The organism is Vibrio sp. Vb1574 (assembly GCF_033338675.1).
Genome location: NZ_JAWOTC010000190.1, coordinates 1 through 1,458, shown reverse-complemented (window position 1 = coordinate 1,458; position 1,458 = coordinate 1). Strand labels below are relative to the sequence as shown.

Sequence of the window (1,458 nt, the reverse complement as noted above, 5' to 3'; positions counted from 1 at the left end):
ATAACATCATTCGCGATCTACGCGAAGGTGGCTACCCAGTCGTGGATTTGTCCGACGATGAAATGGCCAAACTGCACATTCGTTACATGATCGGTGGCAAGCCCTCGAAACAACTGAAAGAGCGTCTCTATAGCTTTGAATTTCCTGAGTATCCAGGCGCACTATTGAAGTTCTTAAGCACGCTTGGCACCCATTGGAACATCAGCCTATTCAACTACCGCAACCACGGCGCCGACTACGGACGTGTTCTGTGTGGTTTCGAGTTAGATGAAAGCGATTTAGCCCAATTTTCAGCGCATTTACGAGAACTTGGCTACCAATGTAAGGATGAAACCGATAATCCATCCTACAAGTTTTTCTTGTCTTAATTCGCCTTATCAACACCTCGCTACGGCGAGGTGTTTTGTTTCCAATTCACGGTTTGATTCGTCAAGTGGTAAGCTAATACTGAGATCTGACGTTTCTTTTGACTAACACTGCAACCAATCTTGATGCAACTGATTCGGTGATCCCAAATAATCCACCATCCATTGGATCAACTTATGATCGTCATCTTTACGCCATACCAAACAGCATCGGCTCAATGGCTTGTCATCTTGCAGCAGTTTCTCCACCAGCACACCTTCATGAATAAGTGGCATCGCAATATGACGCGGCATATACCCGACTCCAACGCCATTTTTTAAACATTCAATCGCACTATACCAATTGGGCAATAATAAACGACGCTGCTTGGCATAGTGACCTGTGTGTCGTTTTGGCAGTACGTTCGATGTGTCATCCAGACAAATCGCGGGGAACTGGCTAACAAACTCTTCGGTGAGAACCTGCTGACGTACACAAGGATGAGCAGGCGACATGACAAACGCCCAATCCAACACACCCATGTCTTTCACTTCGAAATCCCCGCCGACCGGCACTGCTGAAGTGGCTCCGACTACGATGTCGGCACGACCTTGAGCGATCGCCTCCCAAGAGCCGTTAAAGACTTCCATGTTGATTTGCAGTTCCGCAAATTCAAACTCTCGATAAAAATCTTCCACTAGCGGCTTGAGCTTTTCGAGCTTCACTACGTTATCCAGCGTCAGTTTCAACGTTGTTTTCCAGCCGTGCGCAGCTCGACGAGTTTGTGCTTTCACCTCTTCCATCTGACGCAGTAACGAGCGCGCTTCAGCCATGAATAGCTCACCCGCTGGTGTTAATTCAACTTTTCTTGGTAAGCGGCGAAATAGCACGACGTCCAAATCCTGCTCTACCTGTCGCACGCCATAGCTGATCGCCGAAGGAACTTTGTGAAGCACTTCAGCAGCGGCCGTGAAACTGCCTAACCGAGCAACCGTATCGAGCATTTCCAGTGATGCTTTGGAGAACATGATTTCTTACCTTTCAAAAAATTTGATTGATAACCAACAATTTTAGCGTTTTATTTTCTCAAAATCGAAAAATAGAATAATAAGG

Annotated in this window: 1 protein-coding gene and 1 pseudogene; one reads left to right on the top strand and one right to left on the bottom strand. The window is 46.6% G+C overall.

Annotation, left to right across the window (positions count from 1 at the left end; translation table 11 throughout):
* A pseudogene (locus tag R7O12_RS24705) lies at nucleotides 1-368 on the top strand (threonine ammonia-lyase, biosynthetic); the annotation flags it as partial.
* Nucleotides 369-470: 102 nt separating this feature from the next.
* Here the strand turns inward: R7O12_RS24705 and punR are convergent.
* Complete coding sequence (gene punR / locus R7O12_RS24700) at nucleotides 471-1,373, bottom strand: DNA-binding transcriptional activator PunR (protein WP_005465352.1); 903 nt, start codon at nucleotides 1,371-1,373, stop codon at nucleotides 471-473.
* Nucleotides 1,374-1,458 lie beyond the last annotated feature (85 nt).

Excerpts from the sequence above, each read along its gene's own strand:
- punR (WP_005465352.1), bottom strand. The coding sequence starts at position 1,373 with ATGTTCTCCAAAGCATCACTGGAAATGCTCGATACGGTTGCTCGGTTA.